The organism is Longimycelium tulufanense (genome assembly GCF_014645795.1).
Lineage (GTDB): Bacteria > Actinomycetota > Actinomycetes > Mycobacteriales > Pseudonocardiaceae > Longimycelium > Longimycelium tulufanense.
Map to the genome: position 1 here is coordinate 1 of NZ_BMMK01000082.1, position 4,098 is coordinate 4,098.

The 4,098-nt window shown below is 71.2% G+C and carries 4 protein-coding genes; 3 read left to right on the top strand and 1 reads right to left on the bottom strand.

The features are described from left to right. The coding region (locus IEY55_RS31400) for a protein-L-isoaspartate O-methyltransferase family protein (protein WP_229686950.1) at positions 1-1,051 on the top strand (1,051 nt) is incomplete at its 5' end. Between the two features lie 82 nt (positions 1,052-1,133). Here the strand turns inward: IEY55_RS31400 and IEY55_RS31405 are convergent. After that, on the bottom strand, positions 1,134-1,466 hold the full coding sequence (locus tag IEY55_RS31405) for a hypothetical protein (RefSeq protein ID WP_189062219.1): 333 nt from the start codon (positions 1,464-1,466) through the stop codon (positions 1,134-1,136). A 50-nt stretch (positions 1,467-1,516) separates the two neighbouring features. Here IEY55_RS31405 and IEY55_RS31410 point away from each other — a divergent pair, with 50 nt between their 5' ends. Beyond that, positions 1,517-1,879 (top strand): hypothetical protein, encoded by a 363-nt coding sequence (locus IEY55_RS31410; RefSeq protein ID WP_189062220.1) that lies wholly within the window; start codon positions 1,517-1,519, stop codon positions 1,877-1,879. Between the two features lie 342 nt (positions 1,880-2,221). After that, the gene (locus IEY55_RS31415; RefSeq protein ID WP_189062221.1) at positions 2,222-3,985 is read left to right on the top strand and encodes a hypothetical protein; all 1,764 of its coding nucleotides are present in this window, start codon (positions 2,222-2,224) and stop codon (positions 3,983-3,985) included. Positions 3,986-4,098 lie beyond the last annotated feature (113 nt).

The window sequence follows — 4,098 nt, forward strand, 5'->3', positions numbered from 1 at the left end:
ACGCGCATTCGCGGCGGTGCCGCGCCACCGCTGCCTCCGCCGATTCCGCTACCGCGCCGACGAGTACACCCTCGCCCCGGACACCATGCCGGACGAGGCGGTGCTCGACATCGTCTACGCCAACAACTCACTGATCACCCACACCGGCCGCGACGGCGACCCCCCAAGCAGCAGTTCCGCCCCATCCCTCATGGCAAAGATGCTCGAAACGCTCGACCTAGCCCCGGGGCACCGGGTGTTGGAGATCGGCGCCGGCACCGGCTACAACGCCGCGCTCATCACCCACATCACCGGCGCCCCCGTCACCACCATCGAGGCCGGCGCCGCGGCCGCCACTAGCGCCGCCGACACCATCCGCGCGCTTGAGCTGGCCGACCGCGTGCAGGTCATCCACGGTGACGGCTACGACGGCCACCCGCCGAACGGCCCGTATGATCGGATCATCGCCACCTGCGGCATCGCCGGCATCCCCCCACACTGGCTCGACCAACTTCTCGTCCCCGACGGGCTGATCCTCGCCCCCCTCGCCCACGCTGGCGTGCACCCCATCCTCACCGCCCGCCGAGACGACCACGGCGACCTCGTCGGCCGCGTCGTGATCTGGGGCGACTTCATGCCCGCCGCCGGACACCTCCGCCCCGCCGAGCTGTTTCACCACGACCCGGCCCACGACATCCCCGCCGCCCGCCTCCGGCCCGCCGAAGGCACCGACACCGAGATGACCACCGAGCAATACCACGACCTGTGGTGCTACCTCGGCATCCGCGACCCCCGCATCACCCGCGCCTACCCCGCCGATCCCACCTTCGACCCCGGCCACGGAGCCTGCGCCCTCGTCGACCCCACCGACGGCGCCGCCTGGATCCACCACGACGGCACCATGACCCTCACCGGCGCCGACCACCTCCACGACCACCTCGCCACCCTCGTCACCGACTGGCACCACGCCGGCCGACCCCCAGCCACCGCATGGACAGTCACCCTCCGGCACGCCGACACCGGCGCCGCCGGTCTCCTCCTCCCCCACCACTGGACCCTCACCAGCGGATAACTGTCCACAAACGACACCGGGGCCGGTTCGCGCCGGCCCCTCTTCTCTTGCACGCCAGGGATGGCCGGAGGCGCCCGGACCGTCAGTGAAACACTGACACCGTGCCGCGAAGCATCCCGGCCGAGGAGACCGACGAAGCCGCCGCGACGAGAAACGCGCTCGTGCCGACCGCATCCGGCAGCGAGTCGAAACCGCATGGTTGGCCGAGCACCGCGACCAGCTCGACGAGGACCAGGACACCGCCGAGTGGCTCGACGAACTCGCCGAGCAGCACCGCGACGGCCGATGTGGGCCCGCCTACGTCTCCACTCTGCGGTTCGTCGTTGACAGCCTTACGGCTGGTCGCCAGTCCAAGCGGTTGCCGGCCGCCATTGTCGATGCCGTGCAGCGATGGCAGCAGCTCGACGAGGACCACGCCCGAACCGTGATCAGTCCGAAGTGGCCACGATCACGTGACGCCAGGCGATGGCGCTAACACTGTCCGGCGTGTCGCTTGCCCGAAACGATCGTGAACCAGATAGGTTGATCGGTATGCCGCCGAAGAAGCTGCGCCCGGATGAGGACACAGGCGCCTTCACCGTGCGCACGGAGTTGGAACACCGCGAGGTGTTCGACGAGGTGCGCGCCCACTTTGGGTTAAGCCGCAGCGACTTCGTGGCTCTCGTGATGGCCTGCGCGTGCGGCTTGGACGTCCCGAAGGGGACGCCCACTGTTCCGATCAAACTTGACGAGCTGCGCAAGCTCGCCTCCGCTGCGCTGGCGAGGGTCAGAACCGAGCGTGAGAAGCGCCGGCCGCGTGAACAGGAGGTGTTGCGACCGACCGGTTGACGAAACCGCACAGAGCTAACTGAACATCGGCACCACGGCGAACCGACCGCAGACAGACCCGTCCCCTGGCAAGGGCGGGATTGGCGAGAGACGGTCAGTGGGCCGGAGTTTTGGCAGAACTCCCGGCCCCGCACACGGTGACGAGTTGGCAGCTCGTCTGCCGTGGTGCCCCCTGGCACGGAGGCAGATTTGTTCGCTGGCTGCCGCCAGGGTAGCGCACACCCTCGCGTCATCTCCACTTCTCCCCACTCCGACACGCCGGTTAGCGGTGTCGGTTCGGGCGAATTCGGGCTCGGTTCGTGTGCGCCGGCCGAGCCGTACGTCCGCGGGTACCCCGCGGCGTTGGATCGCGTCCTGTTCCGGGCGCCGTTTGTGTTGGTCGCTGCGGACAACAGTTCCCCGCAGCGTGTCGACTCGCTCGATGAGGCCCGCGCTGCGGTGCGTCGGGGTGAGGCTGCGTCGGTGGCTGGCACGCTGCGGGCCGGGGTGCTGGCGGCCGATGTGGACCCGGCGGATGCCGAGGTCGACCCGGTTCTCGGCGACGCTGTGGCTGAGCACCTGGTCGCCTGGTGTGTCGCCCGTGGGATTCCCTATCTGGTGCGGGAGTCGGGCCGGGCGGGTGGGCGGCACGTGCTTGCGGTGACTGGTTCGCGTGCGGTGGCGTGCGAGTGGGCGCAGGTGTGCGCGGAGGCTGGTCGCCGGCATGGTGTGCCGGTGATGGTGCGGACCGGGATGGCGCTGCGGTTGTTGTCGGCGCCGCACCGTCTCGGCCTGCAGGCACCCGTGGTCGGCGGCACGTTGACCCCGGCCGCGGTGCTGGACGTGGTCGAGGACCAGGCCGCCGCGCACCGGGCGGCCGTGCGGCGTCGGCTACGGCCGGTCCCGGTGCGGCGCCGGCCCGGCGGCCGCGACACGTCCCGCTCTGGCCGGGAGTTTGGCCAGGCGTGCGCCATGGTCCGCGCCGGCTATACCGCGGCGCAGGCGTGGGCCGTGCAGAACCGGCCGGGCAGTAAGGCGGCCGAGCGTGGTGAACTCGGGTGGCGCCGGTATGTGTGGCTGCCGGCCGTGGTCACCGTCGCGGCCGAGGAGGGAGTCGAGGAAGCCGAGGCGTGGCAGCGGTCCCAGGTTGCGTGCCGGTCCCGGTGTCGCATGCTGGGCCGCGAGGGGTGGCGCGTCCGGTTGTGGCGGCCGGCGCAGCGGGACGCCGAGCGGGATCGGCCACGCCGCTACCGGGTCGAGGACACCGCGCCGTGGGGGTCGACGTCGGCGCAGCGTGCGGAGATTGAGGCCGTGCGCCGGGGGTTGCTGGCCGTCGCCGAGGAGCGGCTCACCGCCGCCGGCGTGCGGCCGCAGCGCCGGCACAGTGCCGCGGCCCTGCTGCATGCCCTGGTCCCCGCGCTGGTGCAGCGGGATGGGTCGATCTCGGTGCGGGATCTGGCCCTGGCCGCCCGGTTGGACCCCAAGACCGTGCGGGCCGCCCGCGACACGTTGGTCGAGGCGGAGGTGATCACCCTGCCCCACCGGTACCAGGGCGGCACCGACGACTGCGACCGCTACGCCCTCGGTCCCGCCTCCCAGGAATCCGTGGCCGCCGCGCGCACCACGGCCGAAACTTCCCCCACTAGCTGTAGCACCCCCCCTCCCCCCGGCGGCGCCTCCCCCCGCCGGCTCACCCGCGAAGCCCAGGAGGCCCGCCAGCTCTGGCGCCTCCGTCTCACCCTCTCAGCGGCCACTGAAGCCACGGGGGAGACCTACGCCGAAAGCCAGCACCCAGCCGCCAAGACGCTCCGCAGCCTGCACTACCAGCGGCAATGGTGGCGCTCTCGCACACCCCAGCAGCAGAAGCAGCGCCGAGCGATCCGCCGGCGCGTACTGGACAAGCTCTCGACTGTTGACCTGTCTGCCTGGCTGGAGTGGCTCGCCCGACGCGAACTCATCGCCAACGCGGCCGACCGCATCCGAGCAGGCACCGCGACCACCGTCGACCACGAGACCGCCACGAACGCACCGCGCACCATCCACCGAGGAATGCGCGACCCGCTGTGGCGAACCGGAGGCACCCCCAGCGGCGAGCCAGGCGAACAACTTCAGTTGCTCGTGGCATAGATCGCGGACAGCGATGCGTTCCGTCACATGACGTAAAGGAGGAGGTGGCGAGGAACGCCCGACGGGTCAGCCGGGCGAGGCTTGCGAGTCGGGCGAGCGAGGCGAGGAACGCC

Bases quoted from the DNA above. Each gene is read 5' to 3' on its own strand.
- IEY55_RS31410 (WP_189062220.1), top strand. From the start codon at position 1,517: ATGGCGCTAACACTGTCCGGCGTGTCGCTTGCCCGAAACGATCGTGAA.